Below are 16398 nucleotides of genomic sequence, written 5' to 3' on the forward strand. Positions count from 1 at the left end.
GTACCTACTCGATCAGTCCTTCGTTCTTGAGCCACTCGTAGGCGACATCGGAGGGATCCTCGCCGTCGATGTCGACCTGGCCGTTGAGTTCCTGCATGACATCATCGGTCAACCGGCCCGAGACTTCCTCCATCAGCGGAGCGATCTCCGGGTGTGCGTCCAGGATCTCCTTGCGTACCACCACGGTTCCGCTGTAGGGCAGGAAGTACTTCTTGTCATCCTCCAGCACAACAAGATTGAGGTTCTTGATCCGGCCGTCGGTGGTGTACACCATGCCGAAGTTGCATGGCGCGCTGTTGGCGGTCGACGTGTAGACCACACCCGAATCCATCTGTGTCACATTGCCGGTCGGGACCCCATTCGGAGTGTTGTAGGGCATGTCGTAGGTCTGCAACATCGGTAGGAATCCATCAGGCCTGCTGAAGAACTCATCGTTGATGCAGAACGTGCGATCCGGCACCGGCAATCGGGTGATGTCGGACATGGTGGCCACCCCGAGCCGCTCGGCCGCCGGCGTTGATGCCGCGAATGCGTAGGTGTCGTTGAAGTTGGCCGGCGGCAACCACACCAGGTCGTTCTCGGCCAGCTCGACGTCGTGGACCCGTTGCCACAGTTCCTGCGGATCGGCGATGACTTCTGTCTCGCCGAGATAGGTGACCCACGCGGTGCCGGTGTACTCCCACGTGAGGTCCGCGGCGCCGTTGAGCATCGCCTGCCGCGACGAGGCGGAGCCGGGCGCATTGGTCATGTCGTTGACGTCGGCACCCGCGGCTGCCAGATAGGTGGCGGCGATCTTGCCCAGGATGATGCTCTCGGTGAAGTTCTTCGAGGTGACCGTGATCTCGGCGCCTGCGAGAGGAGTGGCGCCGTCCGGCAGCGACGCCTTGCGGAACGTGCCCGATGAACTGACCAGACCGCATCCGGCCAACGCCAGCGCCGCAACGAGTACGGCGACGAGAATGCGCGCGCCGCGGCGCCGCCGGATCACGCGATCCCCCTCGGTGTCGCGACCAATTCGACGAGGCGACCGAGCCAGTCGATGGTCAACGCGAGCAGACCCACCAGCACCGCCCCAGAGATCAGGAGTTTCGGAAGGAACAGGGTCACGCCGGTGGTGATCAGTGTGCCCAGGCTGGTCGCACCGATGAACGTGCTCAGTGTTGCTGTGCCGACCAGGATGACCAGCGCAGTCCGAACGCCGTTGAGAATCACCGGAACTGCCAGCGGCAATTCCACCTGCACCAGGGTGCGCAGGCCGGACAACCCGATACCGCGCGCGGCTTCGACGGTGCGCTGATCCACCTGACGCAGACCGACGATCGTGTTCTGCAGGATCGGCAGCACGGCGTACACGACCAAACCGACCACCGCAGTCCGGAATCCGGTGCCCAGCCAGAACGTGAACAGCACCAGCAAACCGACCGCCGGTGCGGCCTGGCCGATGTTGGCGATGTTGACCGCGATCGGGTTGAGCCACTTCATCGACGGCCGCGTCAGCACTATGCCCAACGGGATGGCGATGGCCACCACGATCACCGTCGCCACCACGGTCAGCTTGATGTGGTCATAGATGGTCACACGCAGGTTGTCCCAGGCGAGTGCAGCCTGCTCGGTCTCGGTCAGCGTCGTCACCTGATACCAGACGATGTAACCGACCAGCAGCACGACGATGATGAGCGGTTCGAACCACACATCCATCGGGAGGCGTCTCAGTCGTTTCATGAGTGCTCGTCGACCTCGTCATCGGCCGCCACGATCACCGGCATCTCGTCGGTCGACGAACCCTCGGCATGTTCGATGTAGCCGTCGCGTTCCTCCTCGGGACGTGCCTCGGAGAGTTGGCCGCGGATCACTTCCATGACAGTGTCGATCGACAACGATCCGACCACGGCGCCGCGTCCGTCGGTCACCAGCGTGCCGCCCTGGCTCGCGGCGAGCATCGAGTCGAGGGCATCGTTGAGCGTCGATGATCGCGCCACCACCGGCAGACGGCGATCGATGTAGTCGGAGACCTGAGGTTTCGCGGCCAGCTCATCCAGCGACGGCCAGGCGCGCGGGTGACCGTGGTTGTCCACCACCACGACCCAGGTGTGCCCGGCGGCGTGTGCGCGCCCCAGCACGGTCTGGGAATCCTCGCCGACCCGGGCGGTGGTGACCGGCGCTGCTTCGACGTCGCGTACCCGCGACAGCGTCAGGTGCGCCAATGTGGCACCGGAACCGATGAAATCCTCCACGAACGGGGTGGCCGGGTTGGCCAGGATGTCCTCCGGAGGCGCGTACTGCTCGATGTGGCCGCCCTCGGAAAGAATCAGGACCTTGTCGCCGAGCTTGGTGGCCTCGTCGAAGTCGTGGGTGACGACGACGATGGTCTTGCCGAGCTCGTGCTGGATGCCGATGAGGCTGTCCTGCAGCCGCACTCGGGTGATCGGGTCGACCGCGCCGAACGGCTCATCCATCAACAGGATCGGTGGGTCGGCGGCCAGAGCTCGTGCCACACCCACCCGCTGCTGCTGGCCACCCGACATGTCCTTGGGCAGGCGATCGGCGAATTCGGCCGCGTCGAGCCCGACCAGATCCAGTAGGTATTCGACACGCTCGGCAATCCGCTTCTTGTCCCAGCCGAGCACACGCGGGATGGCACCGATGTTTTTGGCGACCGACCAGTGTGGGAACAGACCGCCGGACTGGATCACGTAGCCGATGCTCTGGCGAAGCTTGTCCGGGTTCTCGTGGGTCACATCGCGGCCGTCGATCAGGATGCGGCCTTCGGTGGGCTCGATCAGCCGGTTGATCATCTTCAGCGTGGTGGTCTTGCCGCAGCCCGAGGGGCCGACGAAGGTGACGATGTTGCCGGCCTCGATCTCCAGGTCGAGTCTGGCCACCGCCGGCTTGTCCTGCCCGCGGTACTGTTTCATCACGCCGTCGAGGTGGATCGACGCCCCGGTGACCGTACGCGCGGGGGCCGTTGACGCGGTTGACGATTCAGTCATTGCAGTCCTTTGGAGATCGTGAGGCGGCCGAGCAGGACCAGCAGTCCGTCGAACACCAGGGCGATGATGACGATGAGAATCGTTCCGGTCAGGGCCATCTCGAGCGCATTGGCTCCACCGAGGCGCGACAGGCCGCTGAAGATCAGCGACCCCAGCCCCGGACCGAGCACATAGGCCACGATCGCCGCGATGCCGATGATCATCTGGGTGGACACCCGGATGCCGGTGAGAATCACCGGCCAGGCGATCGGCAATTCGACCGACACCAGGATGCGCCAACGCGGCAAGCCGATTCCGCGTGCGGACTCGATGACCGACGGAGGAACCGAGCGCAACCCGACGATCGCATTGCCGATGATCGGCATCGTCGCGAAGAACGCGAGCATGATGAATGACGGCACCACACCGAGCCCGAACGGCACGATCAGCAGCGCGAGCAACGCCAGCGACGGAATCGTCAGCGCGACGCGACTGGTGGTGAGCGTGAACGCGGAGAAGAATGGCGCCCGATAGACCACCACCGCGGTCAGCACCGCGACGATCGTGCCCACCAGGACGGTCTGGAACGCCAGTGACGCATGCTGATACGTCAGGAACGTCAGATTCGCCGCGTGACCCTGGATGTAGTCCCACAGCTGCACACCGAACCCCCTCGTCGTCGACCCCGACGCCTGGCCTGTCAGTCGCAGACCGCTGGCTGGCGTCCGGAGCTGAACCGCACACAACCCTAACGCCGGAATGCATTGCGCTGAGGGTTTTGCGAATGCTCAGTAGCCGGAAAGCTTTCGTTCAGGTCGTCGACAATGCCGTCTGAGCTGTGCTGATGATCTTCGGATAACAATTCTCGAAAGAATTGGTCCACGGGTGACGAAACGGTCACAACTGCTTGTCGAAGCATTTCTCCAAGCGACGCCCGGTGATCCGCCACCCCGCCTCGGTATGTCGCCAGGCGTCGACGTACCAGAGTCCCAACAGAAAGGTCGAGTTGTCCGGCGTCTGCATCGGGTTGAGACACAGCGTGCGCGTGGACGCGGTGTGGCCGTCGACAAGCATGTCGTGATTGCCCAGCAGGTGGCAGTACGCCGAGAAGGCCGGGAGTACCTCGGCCAGCCACGCTTTCACCTCCGTGAGACCGCCGGTGATACCGCCCATCGCGCTGTAGTCGATGGTGGCGTCGTCGGTGAAGACCTTTCCGAGGTCATCGAAATGTCCGGCGTCCACGGCGGTCGAGTAATCGGTCAACACCTGCTGTATCTCCAGGCGTGCAGAGATTTCTTCCAAGGTCAGCATCTCTATTGATTACCCCACCCGAGGCCGTCGTCGTTAGGGTTGGGGCATGGCAGTGAGCCGGCCGACCGATCCGTCCGAAGAGGTGCAGCGCGCGCCTCGGGCGCGCATGACCGGTGCCCAACGCAGGCTCCAACTGATCGAGGTGGCCCGCGGACTGTTCGCCGAGCGAGGATTCGAGGGCACCTCCGTCGAGGAGATCGCCCAGCGCGCCGGAGTATCCAAGCCCATCGTCTACGAACACTTCGGCGGTAAGGAAGGTCTCTACGCGGTCGTCGTCGACCGGGAGATGGAGACCCTGTTGGAGATGGTGACCTCCTCGCTCACCAAGAACCGGTCGCTGTATCGCATCCAACAGGTCGCCCTGGCCCTGCTGACCTATATGGAGGAACGCACCGACGGCTTCCGCATCCTGGTGCGCGGTGACCGCACCGACGCCACCGACACCATGACCTATTCGAGTCTGCTCAACGATGCGGTCAGCCAGGTCGAACACATCCTTGCCGGCGACTTCGAACGTCGCGGCTTCGATCCCGCACTGGCGCCGCTGTACGCCCAGGCCCTGGTCGGGATGGTGTCGGTGACCGCGCAGTGGTGGCTCGATGTGCGAGAACCGTCCAAAGAGGTCGTCGCCGCGCATCTGGTGAACCTCTGCTGGAACGGATTGACCCGGTTGGACCCGGCGCCGCACCTCGTCGGCCCCGACTACGTGGAATCGCGCGATCGAACCACCGCCGAAGGTCAGGCCTGAGCGGAGCGAGACCGACCGATCTGCTGTCGGGCATCATCGACACCATGGTCACCATCCGTCCCGTCGCCGACACCGATTGCGGCGCCATCGCCGACATCTACCGGCACTACGTGGAACACACGGTCGCCACCTTCGACTACGAGGCACCGACCGCGGCGGACTGGGCAGCCAAGATCGCAGCTATCCGCGCGGCGGGTCGACCCTTCCTCGTCGCCGAGGGCAGCGGAGTGGGGGCCGACGGTGTCGAGGCCGGCGTCGCCGGGGACGTGTTCGGATTCGCCTACCTCGGTCCGTTCCGCGACAAGCGAGCCTATGACCGGACGGCCGAGGACACCATCTACCTACGGCCCGGCGCCGGCGGGCGTGGTATCGGGACGAGTCTGCTCGCAGCGCTCCTCGACGCCGCCGAACCCGGCAATGTTCGGCAGATCATCGCGGTCATCGCCGCCACCGGGGGAGAGGCGTCGATCGCACTGCACCTGAAGAACGGTTTCGTCGAGGTCGGCCGCACACCTGCGGTCGGATACAAATTCGACCAGTGGATCGACTGCGTCTACCTGCAACGATCAGTGGACTGACCAGGTCGCGGGTGGTGCGGAGAGCACCGAAACCGCGCCGTTAGAATCGCAGGAGTGTCGACTACCCCCGCCCTGCACGGGCTTGCCGCGCTGACGTGTGCCGACAAGGCGATCGCGGACCTGCTGGGACGTCGCGGTCAGGAACGACTCGACATCACCGCGCCCGACGCCGCCCGCCCCTTCGTGGTCGCCTGTCTGGCGGCCGCCGCCCAGCACGATTCCGTGCGGGCGCCGCTGCTCGTGGTCTCGGCCAACGGTCGTGAAGCCGACGATCTGACCACCGAGCTGACCGAACTGCTCGACGACCCGGCCGCGGTGGCGCAGTTCCCGTCGTGGGAGACGCTGCCGCACGAGCGGCTCTCGCCCAGCGCCGACACCGTTGGGCAACGACTCGCGGTGCTGCATCGACTCGCCGAGCCCGACGCCGGTAGCGCGCTGCGCGTGGTGGTCACCACGGTGCGTTCGCTGGTGCAGCCGATGGCGCCGGGCCTCGGGTCGGTGCGCACCATCGAGTTGCGCGAGGGCATCGAACTCGACTTCGACCAACTGCTCGTCGACCTGGTCGAGATGGCCTACGAGCGCGTCGACATGGTCGGGCGGCGCGGTGAGTTCGCGGTGCGCGGTGGCATCCTCGACGTCTTTCCGACCACCGCCGACTATCCGGTGCGTGTCGAGTTCTGGGGCGACGAGATCTCCGAGATGCGGGCGTTCTCGGTGGCCGATCAGCGTAGCCAGCCGGAGATCGACGCGTCGTCGGTGCGGATTCATCCGGGCCGCGAGCTGATCCTGACCGAGCAGGTGCGTGCCCGCGCCGCCGATCTGGCCACCGAGCACGCCGGTGAGAAGGTTCTCGCGGACATGCTCGCCAAGCTCGCCGAAGGCATCCCCGTCGAGGGCATGGAGGCCCTCATCCCGATGCTGGTCGACGGCCGGATGCAGCTGCTCACCGAGGTCATGCCGGACGGTACCGGAGTCCTCTTGCTCGATCCGGAGAAGATCCGCACGCGCGCCGCCGATCTCGCGCAGACCGGCGCCGAGTTCCTGGAGGCGTCGTGGACCGCGGCGGCGCTGGGCGCCGATGCGCCGATCGACGGGAGGGAGGCGGGCGGCGGCGGAATCGACCTGCAGGCGAGTGCTTATCGCGCCATCGACGATGTCGAGAAGACCACGGTGGCGGCCGGACGCTCCTGGTGGACGATGAGTCCGCTCGCCACCGGCAGCGACGACGAGGTGTCGCTCGACCTCGCCGCGGGACCCGCTCCGCGCGGCAACGACGACGACATCGCCGCAACCTTCGCGAGCCTGCGGGCGCATGTGCGGACCGGCGGGTCCGCCGCCATCGTCGTGGCCGGTAAGGGCACGGCGCAGCGCGTCGGCGAGCGTCTGGCCGACGCCGAGGTACCCGCCGTCATCGTCGAGCCCGGAACCCGTCCCGAGCCCGGCCAGGTGTCGGTGTTCGGTGGCACCTTGCGAGCCGGATTGGTCTGTCCCGATGCGGGACTGGTCATCGTCACCGAGACCGATCTGACCGGCAACCGGGTCGCGGGGGTGCGCGACGGGCGACGATTGCCGGCCAAACGTCGTAACCAGGTGGACCCGCTGGCGTTGAGTGCCGGCGACCTCGTGGTGCACGATCAGCACGGCATCGGCAAGTTCGTCGAGATGATCGAGCGAACTGTGTCGGGAGCCCGTCGCGAGTATCTGGTTCTGGAATACGCCGCGAGCAAGCGCGGTCAGCCCGGCGACCGCCTGTATGTGCCGATGGACGCGCTCGACCAGCTCTCGCGCTATGTCGGCGGGGAACAACCGTCGCTGTCCAAGCTCGGCGGATCGGACTGGCAGAACACCAAACGTAAGGCGCGCAAGGCTGTTCGGGAGATCGCCGGGGAGCTCGTGCAACTCTATGCGGCCCGGCACGCGGCACCCGGGCACGCGTTCAGCCCGGACACGCCTTGGCAGCGCGAGATGGAAGACGCCTTCGACTTCACCGAAACCGTCGACCAGCTGACGGTCATCGCGGAGGTGAAGGCCGACATGGAGCGACCGGTCCCGATGGATCGCGTCATCGTCGGCGACGTCGGATACGGCAAGACCGAGATCGCGGTTCGTGCCGCGTTCAAAGCGGTTCAGGACGGCAAGCAGGTCGCGGTGTTGGTGCCGACAACCATTCTCGCGCAACAGCATCTGCAGACCTTCACCGAACGCATGGCGGGTTTCCCGGTGAAGGTGCGCGGACTGTCGCGCTTCACCGACGCGAAGGAGTCCAAGGGGATTGTCGATGCCATGGCGGCCGGTGACGTGGACGTCGTCATCGGCACCCATCGACTGCTGCAGACCGGTGTGACGTGGAAAGACCTCGGCCTGGTGGTCGTCGACGAGGAACAGCGCTTCGGTGTGGAGCACAAGGAACACATCAAGTCCCTGCGCACCCACGTCGATGTGCTGACGATGTCGGCCACACCGATCCCGCGAACGCTGGAGATGTCGATGGCCGGCATCCGGGAGATGTCGACGATCCTGACGCCGCCGGAAGAGCGTCACCCGGTGCTCACCTACGTCGGTGGATACTCGTCGAAACAGGTCGCGGCGGCCATCCGGCGCGAACTGCTGCGCGACGGCCAGGTGTTCTATGTCCACAACCGCGTATCCACCATCGACAAGACCGCCCGTGACATCGCGGCGATGGTGCCCGAGGCGCGGGTGGTGGTGGCGCACGGGCAGATGAACGAGGACCAGCTCGAGCGAACCGTCGCCGGGTTCTGGAACCGCGAGTACGACGTCCTGGTGTGCACCACGATCATCGAGACCGGCCTCGACATCTCCAACGCGAACACGTTGATCGTCGACCGGGCCGAGAACCTCGGTCTCTCGCAACTCCATCAGCTGCGGGGCCGGGTGGGACGCAGCCGGGAGCGGGGCTATGCATACCTGCTGTACAGCCCGGAGCGGCCGCTGACCGAGACGGCATACGACCGGCTGGCCACCATCGCGCAGAACAACGAACTCGGTGCCGGTATGGCGGTGGCGCTCAAGGACCTCGAATTGCGCGGTGCCGGAAATGTGTTGGGCGGGGAGCAATCCGGTCACGTCGCCGGCGTGGGATTCGACCTGTATGTGCGTCTCGTCGGCGAGGCGGTGGAGGCCTACCGGGCGGCCGCCGACGGAAAGCCCGTCGCGTCGAGTGAGCCCACAGAGGTGCGCATCGACCTACCGGTGGACGCGCACATCCCGGTCGAGTACGTCGATTCCGACCGACTGCGGCTGGAGGCCTACCGGAAACTCGCCGGGGCCACTGATGACGCGGCCGTCGACGGCGTGCTGGCCGAACTGGCCGACCGCTACGGAGAGCCGCCCGAGGAGACCCGCCGGTTGGCGTCGATTGCCCGGTTCCGGCTGCGTTGTCGCGAGCGTGGCGTCACCGAGGTGGGGCTGGCGGGTACGGGCGTGAAGATCTCGCCGATGACGCTGCTCGACAGCGAGCAGGTGCGGCTCAAGCGGTTGTATCCGTCGGCCGGCTACCGGGCGACCACCTCGGTCATCACCCTGCCCATCCCACGCACCGGGGGTGTCGGCTCCGCGAGGCTGCGCGACGAAGAGCTGGTCGATTACCTGACCACGTTCTTGCTGGCCTTGCGCGCCGACCCGTCCTGATTCGCACCGACGACCGGCGGCGGGTCACACCGTCGGATCCGCCGGGCCTGGGATACGTTCGAAACAGCCGCATCCGAAGGGAGATGGATCGTCCATGACCGTCATCCTGCTCGATCCGCTTCGCCCCGACACGATCCCGACGCGCGCCGTTCCGCTGCTCGTCGGGCCGCTGGCGGTCACCGAGGACGTTCATCCGACAACGCTCTGGGATCTGGGCCTCACCGGGGCGGCGTGGGCCGAACACGACGATCCCGAGGCGACTTTGCTCACCAGCGATCGCTCGCATCGCTTCGTCCTGGACCGGATGGCGCGGGGCGAGGAGGTGATCGGGGCAGCATCGGTGGCGGGTGATGCGTTGCTGGAGTCTGTTGCGTTGATGGACACCCTGCGTCGCAACGGACCCTGGGAGAGCACACAGACACATGCATCACTACGCCGATATCTGCTCGAGGAGTGCTACGAACTCCTCGACGCGATCGACGACGGTGACCGCGACCTGCTGCGCGAAGAACTCGGCGATCTGCTGTTGCAGGTGCTGTTCCACGCTCGTATCGCGGCCGACGACGCCGACTCTCCGTTCGACATCGACGACGTCGCGCGGAGTTTCACCGACAAGGTGCGTGGTCGGACGCCGGGCATCCTGTCCGGCGCCCATGCCGATCTGGAGACTCAGATCAGAGAGTGGGAGGAACGCAAGGCGGCGGAGAAGGCGCGCGGGTCGGTACTCGATGGGGTTGCGACGACGGCACCAGCCCTGGCGTTGACGCAGAAGGTGCTGGAGCGGCTGGCTGCCGCCGACTTCCCGTCCGAACGCGTCCCGCACGATGTCACCACGGTCCGCGTGCAACCCGGCGGCGACAGTGTCGAGGAGGTCGCGCGACAACGTGTCCGCCAGTTGATGTCGCAGGTCCGGGCTGCCGAACATCGCGCGGAGGCCGCGGGGCTGGCATTGCAGACTCGCGCCGCCTGGTTGTCGATGCTCGACCGAGGGGAACAGGACGCAGTCGACGCAGAAGCGGGCCCAGTCGACGCAGAACAGGGCCCAGTCGACGCAGAAGGGCGCCCAGTCGACGCAGAAGGGCGCCCAGTCGACGCAGAACAGGGCCCAGTCGACGCAGAAGGGCGCCCAGTCGACGCAGAACAGGGCCCAGTCGACGGGGGAGGGGACCCGGCTGGTGTGGAACCAAACGGGCTACCGCACAGTTGTCATGAAGAACGGGGCAGTTCGCCCCGCGATGAGGTGACTGGAGGAACCGAGGATGGCACGGCGCCGAGCCGGTAGGCGACTGGTGGTCGCGCCGATGATGTTCGTGATGACGGCCCTGGCCGCAACGGCCTGCCTGGATCTGCCGTCACTGAATCGTCCCGACATCCCCGACGGCATCCCACCGGGCGCCGGAGCGCCGACTCCGTATATCGACATCAACGCACCCGGTCGGACGGCCGAACAGCTGCGTGACTGGGCGCGGCCGATCTCGGAGTCGACGGGCATCCCGCTGATCGCCATGGAGGCCTACGGCAATGCCGCCGAGATCCAGCGCCAGCAACATCCCGAGTGCGGGCTGGCCTGGACGACGCTGGCGGGGGTTGCGGCCGTGGAGAGCAAACACGGCACCCATCGCGGCACCGACATCGCCGCCAACGGCGACACCTCGCCGCCGATCCGCGGGGTCGCCCTCGACGGCACCCGCGGCAACATGCAGATCCACGACACCGACGGCGGCACGATGGACGGCGACGCCGTCCACGATCGCGCGATGGGCCCATTCCAGTTCATCCCGGAGACGTGGAAGCGTTACGGCGTCGACGCCAACGGTGACGGGCGGCCGGACCCGGACAACATCGACGACGCCGCGCTGTCGGCGGCACGCTATCTGTGCGTGTCCTCCGGCGGCGACATGACCACGCCGGAGGGGTGGGAGAAGGCCGTGAAGGTCTACAACAACTCGACCCCGTATGTCCTCGACGTGCGTGATCGTGCCAACGCGTACTCGATCAACGTCCGCTACTGATCCCGGGCCCGACCTCGCTACTGCTCGGTAGGCACGCGAGTCCCTCCCTTGCCGCGTATGCGTTGCGCACAGCGATTAGGCTTTGACGCGTACCTGTCGGCGCCGACGTGGCGTCGTTCCGTCGAGGACAAAGGGGCTAGAACTGTGGCAATGATCGAGCAGGTCGGTGCGCGCGAGATCCTGGATTCGCGAGGCAATCCGACCGTCGAGGTCGAAGTTGTTCTGGATGACGGCACCTTCACCCGCGCCGCGGTTCCCTCCGGCGCGTCGACCGGTGAACACGAGGCGGTCGAGCTGCGTGACGGCGGTGACCGGTACGCCGGGAAGGGTGTCACGAAGGCCGTCGAAGGTGTGCTGGCCGAACTCGCGCCCGCCGTGATCGGTCTGGAGGCCGAGGAGCAGCGCCTCGTCGACCAGGCCCTGCTCGACTGTGACGGCACTCCCGACAAGGGGCGCATCGGCGCGAATGCCATTCTCGGGGTCTCGCTGGCGGTCGCCAAGGGCGCCGCGGAATCGGCCGGCCTGCCGCTGTTCCGTTACATCGGCGGCCCGAATGCGCACATCCTACCCGTGCCGTGCATGAACATCATCAACGGCGGGGAGCACGCCGACAACGGCATCGACTTCCAGGAATTCATGATCGCCCCGGTCGGTGCGCCCACCTTCAAGGAGGCGCTGCGATGCGGCGCCGAGGTGTACCACGCGCTGAAGTCGGTGCTGTCCAAGCAGGGCCTGGCCACCGCGCTGGGTGACGAGGGCGGCTTCGCGCCCGATCTGCCGAACACCGACGCGGCCATCACCGTGATCGGCGAGGCGGTCGAGAAGGCCGGTTACTCTTTCGGCAAGGACGTGGTGATCGCACTCGATGCGGCGGCCACCGAGTTCTACCGCGACGGTGTGTACAAGCTCGAGGGGCGCGACTACTCGACCGAGGAGATGGTGCCGTTCTACGAGAAGCTGGTCACCGACTTCCCGATCGTGTCGATCGAGGACGGACTCGCCGAGGACGACTGGACCGGATGGGCGAAGCTCACCGAGGCGGTCGGCGACAAGGTGCAGCTCGTCGGCGACGATCTGTTCGTCACCAACCCGGAGCGCCTCGAGCGCGGCATCTCCGAGGGTGTCGCCAACGCGCTGTTGGTCAAGGTGAATCAGATCGGTTCGCTCACCGAGACGCTGGATGCCGTGGCGCTGTCGCACAACAACGGCTACAAGACGATGATGAGTCATCGCTCCGGTGAGACCGAGGACACCACCATCGCCGACCTCGCGGTCGCGTGTGCATGTGGCCAGATCAAGACCGGTGCACCGGCCCGCAGTGAGCGTGTCGCCAAGTACAACCAGCTGCTGCGCATCGAGGAAGGTCTGGGCGATGCGGCACGCTACGCGGGCGACCTCGCCTTCCCACGATTCTCGTTTGGTTCGTGATTAGCTGGAACCCATGACATCGGGCGGGCGCCGGGAGCGAGGCGATCGGCGTAATCGGACGCGGGCGGACCGTCGCGGCACCAGGACGCGCGGTCCGGCCCGGTCCCGGTCCACGGCGGCTCGTTCCGCGTCTGCTCGCTCCCAACGTCTCTCGGTCACCGAGACAGGTGAGCACGAGGTGCACGACGGCGTCGACGTCGATGACGTGGTAGACGTCGATGACGTCGGCGCCGACGACATGGTCGTACAGGCGGTCGTGCGGCGGGCCCCGCGGGTGTCGAACCGGTCGCGAGCCACGCGGCGTCGGATCGACCGTGCGGCGTGGGTCGCCCGTTGGGAGGGGCTCGACGCGAAGCGCGCGATCGTGCTCGCGCTTGTGGTCAGCGTCGTGGCGTTGACGCTGGCGATGCCGGTGCGTACGTACTTCTCGCAGCGGGCGGAGTTCGAGCAACTGCGTGCGAGCAACGACCAGCTCCGGTCCGAGGTCAGCGACTATCAGCAGAAGGTCAACGAACAAAGTGATCCGGCCTATATCGAAGCGGAGGCGCGTGAGCGGCTGCAGTTCGTCCGGCCAGGGGAGAAGGCGTTGGTGATGATGTTCCCCGGCGACGATGCGCGCATTGCTGCCGAGAAGCAGGCGGAGGAGCGGGCCCGGAGCCCGTGGTACGGCAATCTGTGGGAGTCCGTGTCGACCCCACCGACCATCAAGTGAGTGTCTCCGACGCCGATCTCGCCACCATCGCCGAACAGCTCGGACGCGAACCGCGTGGCGTGATCGAGGTGAGCTTCTACACGCCCGACGGCCGCCCGGCGGTGATCAAGACGTCGCCCCGGCTGCCCGATGGCACTCCCTTCCCGACGCTCTACTACCTCACCGACCCGCGGTTGACGGCAGAGGCGAGTCGGCAGGAGTCGGCCGGGGTGATGAAGCAGATGACGGCGCGTCTGGTCACCGACTCCGAGTTGGCGGCGGCCTATCGGCGCGCGCACGAGTCGTATCTGGCCGAGCGTGACGAGCTTGAACCGCTGGGTACCGACTTCTCCGGCGGCGGCATGCCCGACCGGGTGAAGTGTCTGCACGTGTTGATGGCCCATTCGCTCGCCAAGGGCCCGGGAGTCAATCCGCTCGGCGATGAGGCGGTCGCGCTGGCCGCCGAGCAAGGACTGCGGGGCAGCGCCATCCCGGAGGCCTGGCCGCGCGCCACCGACGCCACCGACGGCGCCGACGGGGAGCAGGGAAGCGGAGGTGTGGCGCGGTGACGGTGGTCGGCGCCGTCGATTGCGGCACCAATTCGATCCGACTGCTGGTGGCGCGGCCCGACGACACCGGGCGTCTGATCGATCTGCAGCGCGAGATGCGGGTCGTCCGGCTCGGGCAGGGTGTCGATGCGACCGGCAGGTTCGCCGGAGAGGCCATCGAACGCACACGCAGCGCGTTGGCCGACTACGTGACGACGATGTCTGCGCTGGGGGTCGAACGAGTGCGGATGGTCGCGACATCGGCAACGCGGGACGCGGCCAATCGTGATGAGTTCTTCGCGATGACCGCGGATTTGCTTGGTGCGGTGGTACCGGGTTCACGGGCCGAGGTGATCACCGGTGACGAGGAGGCGCGACTATCCTTCGCTGGTGCGGTAGGTGAGTTGGACCCCGCCCGCGGGCCATTCGTGGTGACCGACCTCGGCGGCGGTTCCACCGAGGTCGTCGTCGGTGACGCGGGTGGCGTGCATGCCGCGCATTCGGCCGACATCGGCTGTGTTCGGCTCACGGAACGGTGTCTGCCCTCCGACCCGCCCACCGAATCCGAGATCGCGGCGGCGCGTGAGTTCGCCCGCGCACGGTTGGCGCCGGCATTCGACGCGGTTGCCGTCGGCGGCGTGCACAGTTGGGTCGGTGTGGCCGGCACGATGACAACACTGGCGGCGGTGGGAGCCGGACTCGTCGACTACGACCCAGAGGCGATCCACCTGTCACGGATGTCCTTCGCCGATCTCGGCGCGGTGTGCGAGCGTCTGGTGCACATGACCCGGGCGCAGCGCGCCGCACTGGGGCCGATGCATCCGGGCCGTGTGGACGTGATCGGCGGCGGCGCGCTGGTGACGGCGGAACTTGCGAGGGAGATCGCCGAGCGGTCCGACGTCGGTGAACTGGTGGTGAGCGAACACGACATCCTCGACGGCATCGCGATGGGCCTCGTGAACTGACCCACCCAACAATTCTGTTGGGTAGCATGGGGACATGACCTCAGCACGTGTCCGCGACATGCCTCGATCGCGACGACCACGAGGCGTCGATCCCGCCGATCCGTTGGCACCCGCCCGCGTCAGCTACCTCGCCGACAGTTTCGGCAAGGCGCGGTTGGCCGAGCTCATCGGCGTCAGCAGATCGCAGCCGACCCGATGGATCTCCGGTGAGGAGTATCCGGGACCGATCGCGGGGCCGCTGCTGATCGACCTCGAGCACATCTTCGCCCGCGCGCGGCTGATCTGGGGTCAACGAGCTGCACAGACGTGGCTGATCAGTCAGAACGTTCACCTCGGCGGGGCGCGCCCGATCGACGCGCTGCGGTTGTCCGGCGCGGCCGCGGTCCTGACGGCTCTCGACGCCGAGGCGTGGGGAGGGGCGGCCTGAGTGCTGGTCTACCGGGTCTTTCCCTACCTCGACTCGGCGGCCGCGGGACGGCCCGGCCACCCGCTGTACGAGCATCGGCCACAGATCGGGGGACGTATCGATCACCCCGACCGGCATGTCTGGTATCTGTCGCGTCATGCGGAGGCCGCCTGCGGCGAATCCTTTGGCAACCTGCGTGCCTGGGCGGATGACATGTTCGAGTTCCCCCAGCTGCCGGGAGCTCGTCGTGCCCTCGGCACGTTTCGGCTGCCCGATGACCTGCGCATACTCGACCTCGACGACCCCGCCCACCTGGTGCGCCTGGGGCTACGACCGTCGCAGGTCGTCGTACGGAATCTGACCGTCACTCAGCGGTGGGGTCAGCAGATCTATACCGAGGCCGATGCGCGCGGTGATCGTGCCTGGGACGCGGTGTCGTGGTGGTCGTTTCACCGGCCGCAATGGAGTGTGCTCGCGTCGTGGGTACGGCCGGAGGTGGTGGCCGTCGACGAACTGGACCTCGATCATCCGGCGATCGTCGACGCCGCCGAGTCGCTCCTGCGACCGGTGGAGCGGTAGGACACTGGCGGACCCCACCGTTGATAGAGTAGCTGCAACCCAACCGGTGATGGAGCGGCAGCGAGTCGGCCCAACTGTTGATCGAGTAGTCGGCGAGCGGCAGCGAGTCGGCGTATCGAGGTCTGGTGAGATGCTGTCGGGCGCCGGGGGTCTCGATACGCTCGCTCACTTCGTTCGCGGGCTACTCGACCAGCGGTTGGGGTGCGCGGGCTGTTCGCTGGTTGATCGAGTGGCCGGGACTTACCCGTTGATCGAGACATCCCTGAAGGTTTGATGTCAAGCCGCGGCGGGGGTTTGGTCCTTCCATGCGGTGGCGGGGTCGTAGGGGATGCCGCGGGCCAGGCAGCCATGGAGTATGCCGACGAGGCGGTTGGCGAGTTGGCGTAGCGCTGCGTTGTGGTCGACGTCTCGTGCTCTCTGTTTGCGGTAGTAGGTGCGGGCGCCGTCGTCGTGCATGAAGGCTCCGTGGGCCTGGGCCATCAGCGCGTCGACGAGTCGGTCGTTGTGGATGT

General features: G+C 66.6%; 16 protein-coding genes and 1 pseudogene. 11 read left to right on the forward strand and 6 right to left on the reverse strand.

Translation table 11 applies throughout. The features are described 5' to 3' along the window. Positions 1–4: 4 nt before the first annotated feature. The 5 genes from L1892_RS19745 to L1892_RS19765 form a co-directional block, all read right to left on the reverse strand. Positions 5–988, reverse strand: a complete 984-nt coding sequence (locus L1892_RS19745; RefSeq protein ID WP_235725344.1) for a glycine betaine ABC transporter substrate-binding protein — start codon at positions 986–988, stop codon at positions 5–7. Continuing rightward, positions 985–1722 carry an ABC transporter permease gene (locus L1892_RS19750; protein WP_235725345.1) on the reverse strand — a complete coding sequence of 246 codons (738 nt, stop codon included), beginning with the start codon at positions 1720–1722 and terminating at the stop codon, positions 985–987. Before L1892_RS19750 ends, L1892_RS19745 begins: the two co-directional genes overlap by 4 nt. After that, complete coding sequence (locus tag L1892_RS19755) at positions 1719–2990, reverse strand: ATP-binding cassette domain-containing protein (RefSeq protein WP_235725346.1); 1272 nt, start codon at positions 2988–2990, stop codon at positions 1719–1721. Before L1892_RS19755 ends, L1892_RS19750 begins: the two co-directional genes overlap by 4 nt. Further along, positions 2987–3631, reverse strand: coding sequence for an ABC transporter permease (locus L1892_RS19760; protein WP_235725347.1), 645 nt, complete (start codon positions 3629–3631; stop codon positions 2987–2989). The genes L1892_RS19755 and L1892_RS19760 overlap by 4 nt, the downstream gene beginning before the upstream one ends. A gap of 235 nt (positions 3632–3866) precedes the next feature. After that, on the reverse strand, positions 3867–4280 hold the full coding sequence (locus L1892_RS19765) for a nuclear transport factor 2 family protein (RefSeq protein WP_235725348.1): 414 nt from the start codon (positions 4278–4280) through the stop codon (positions 3867–3869). A gap of 46 nt (positions 4281–4326) precedes the next feature. Between L1892_RS19765 and L1892_RS19770 the strand changes: the two genes are divergently transcribed. The 11 genes from L1892_RS19770 (at position 4327) to L1892_RS19820 (ending at position 15886) form a co-directional block, all read left to right on the forward strand. Continuing rightward, positions 4327–5028 (forward strand): TetR/AcrR family transcriptional regulator, encoded by a 702-nt coding sequence (locus L1892_RS19770; protein WP_235725349.1) that lies wholly within the window; start codon positions 4327–4329, stop codon positions 5026–5028. A gap of 44 nt (positions 5029–5072) precedes the next feature. Then, positions 5073–5606 carry a GNAT family N-acetyltransferase gene (locus L1892_RS19775; RefSeq protein ID WP_235725350.1) on the forward strand — a complete coding sequence of 178 codons (534 nt, stop codon included), beginning with the start codon at positions 5073–5075 and terminating at the stop codon, positions 5604–5606. Positions 5607–5660: 54 nt separating this feature from the next. Then, positions 5661–9257 carry a transcription-repair coupling factor gene (gene mfd, locus L1892_RS19780; protein WP_235725351.1) on the forward strand — a complete coding sequence of 1199 codons (3597 nt, stop codon included), beginning with the start codon at positions 5661–5663 and terminating at the stop codon, positions 9255–9257. A 94-nt stretch (positions 9258–9351) separates the two neighbouring features. Next, positions 9352–10539, forward strand: a complete 1188-nt coding sequence (locus L1892_RS19785) for a nucleoside triphosphate pyrophosphohydrolase (protein ID WP_308191728.1) — start codon at positions 9352–9354, stop codon at positions 10537–10539. Between the two features lie 19 nt (positions 10540–10558). Then, positions 10559–11269: a lytic transglycosylase domain-containing protein gene (locus L1892_RS19790; RefSeq protein WP_235725366.1), complete on the forward strand. Its 711-nt coding sequence runs from the start codon at positions 10559–10561 to the stop codon at positions 11267–11269. Between the two features lie 144 nt (positions 11270–11413). Continuing rightward, on the forward strand, positions 11414–12697 hold the full coding sequence (eno, locus tag L1892_RS19795; protein WP_235725352.1) for a phosphopyruvate hydratase: 1284 nt from the start codon (positions 11414–11416) through the stop codon (positions 12695–12697). A 13-nt stretch (positions 12698–12710) separates the two neighbouring features. Next, positions 12711–13409 carry an FtsB family cell division protein gene (locus L1892_RS19800; RefSeq protein WP_372475295.1) on the forward strand — a complete coding sequence of 233 codons (699 nt, stop codon included), beginning with the start codon at positions 12711–12713 and terminating at the stop codon, positions 13407–13409. Then, positions 13406–13957: a DUF501 domain-containing protein gene (locus L1892_RS19805; RefSeq protein WP_235725354.1), complete on the forward strand. Its 552-nt coding sequence runs from the start codon at positions 13406–13408 to the stop codon at positions 13955–13957. The genes L1892_RS19800 and L1892_RS19805 overlap by 4 nt, the downstream gene beginning before the upstream one ends. Beyond that, entirely contained in the window at positions 13954–14901 is a 948-nt protein-coding gene (locus L1892_RS19810) for a Ppx/GppA phosphatase family protein (RefSeq protein WP_235725355.1), read from the forward strand. Before L1892_RS19805 ends, L1892_RS19810 begins: the two co-directional genes overlap by 4 nt. 34 nt (positions 14902–14935) lie before the next feature. Next, on the forward strand, positions 14936–15328 hold the full coding sequence (locus L1892_RS19815; protein ID WP_235725356.1) for an antitoxin Xre/MbcA/ParS toxin-binding domain-containing protein: 393 nt from the start codon (positions 14936–14938) through the stop codon (positions 15326–15328). Beyond that, a complete protein-coding gene (locus L1892_RS19820; protein WP_235725357.1) occupies positions 15329–15886 on the forward strand; it encodes an RES domain-containing protein in 558 nt (185 codons plus the stop codon). It abuts the gene before it with no gap. A gap of 276 nt (positions 15887–16162) precedes the next feature. On the opposite strand, the pseudogene L1892_RS19825 reads toward L1892_RS19820, so the two are convergent. Continuing rightward, positions 16163–16398, reverse strand: a pseudogene (locus L1892_RS19825) (IS110 family transposase); the annotation flags it as partial.

The sequence above is a fragment of the Gordonia tangerina genome, assembly GCF_021556435.1.
GTDB classification, from domain to species: domain Bacteria; phylum Actinomycetota; class Actinomycetes; order Mycobacteriales; family Mycobacteriaceae; genus Gordonia; species Gordonia tangerina.

Coding starts and splice junctions, on each gene's coding strand:
- L1892_RS19815 (WP_235725356.1), top strand. CDS start 14,936: ATGACCTCAGCACGTGTCCGCGACATGCCTCGATCGCGACGACCACGA.
- L1892_RS19790 (WP_235725366.1), top strand. CDS start 10,559: ATGATGTTCGTGATGACGGCCCTGGCCGCAACGGCCTGCCTGGATCTG.
- L1892_RS19800 (WP_372475295.1), top strand. CDS start 12,711: ATGACATCGGGCGGGCGCCGGGAGCGAGGCGATCGGCGTAATCGGACG.
- L1892_RS19775 (WP_235725350.1), top strand. CDS start 5,073: ATGGTCACCATCCGTCCCGTCGCCGACACCGATTGCGGCGCCATCGCC.
- L1892_RS19785 (WP_308191728.1), top strand. CDS start 9,352: ATGACCGTCATCCTGCTCGATCCGCTTCGCCCCGACACGATCCCGACG.
- L1892_RS19750 (WP_235725345.1), bottom strand. CDS start 1,722: ATGAAACGACTGAGACGCCTCCCGATGGATGTGTGGTTCGAACCGCTC.
- L1892_RS19765 (WP_235725348.1), bottom strand. CDS start 4,280: ATGCTGACCTTGGAAGAAATCTCTGCACGCCTGGAGATACAGCAGGTG.
- L1892_RS19770 (WP_235725349.1), top strand. CDS start 4,327: ATGGCAGTGAGCCGGCCGACCGATCCGTCCGAAGAGGTGCAGCGCGCG.
- L1892_RS19755 (WP_235725346.1), bottom strand. CDS start 2,990: ATGACTGAATCGTCAACCGCGTCAACGGCCCCCGCGCGTACGGTCACC.